1 protein-coding gene and 1 pseudogene are annotated in these 356 nt (G+C 56.5%); both read left to right on the top strand.

Going from position 1 to position 356, the window contains the following annotated elements; all coding sequences use genetic code 11:
* Positions 1-126 (top strand): annotated as a pseudogene (locus F7R02_RS25965) (ArsR/SmtB family transcription factor); the annotation flags it as partial.
* 43 nt (positions 127-169) lie between these two features.
* A partial coding sequence (locus tag F7R02_RS25960) for a transposase (RefSeq protein ID WP_151210039.1) occupies positions 170-356 on the top strand: 187 nt, incomplete at its 3' end.

Genomic DNA, 356 nt, shown 5'->3' with positions numbered 1-356 from the left:
TCTCGCCTGCTGCTGCTTTGTCAGTTGTCGCAGGGGGAGTTCACTGTAAGTAGTTTGGAAGCGACGACGGGCATAGCTCAGCCCGCCCTGTCCCAGCAATTGGCGGATCTGCGGCAGCGGAATTTAGGGCCTGTTAACACTAATGGCCCGAGCGATTAAACTATTGGGCATGGAGATCACGCCAGCACAATTTTCTCTGATCGAACACTGCCTGCCGGCGCAGCGCGGCAATGTCAGCATGACCAACCTGCAAGTGGTCAACGCCATCCTTTACGTTGCCGAGCATGGCTGCAAATGGCGCGGCCTACCCAAGCGCTTTGGCAACTGGCATACGGTCTACACACGCATGAACCGTT

The sequence above is a fragment of the Xanthomonas cissicola genome (genome assembly GCF_008801575.1).
In the GTDB taxonomy this organism is placed as follows: domain Bacteria; phylum Pseudomonadota; class Gammaproteobacteria; order Xanthomonadales; family Xanthomonadaceae; genus Xanthomonas; species Xanthomonas cissicola.
This window is presented reverse-complemented; position numbering and strand designations above follow the sequence as displayed.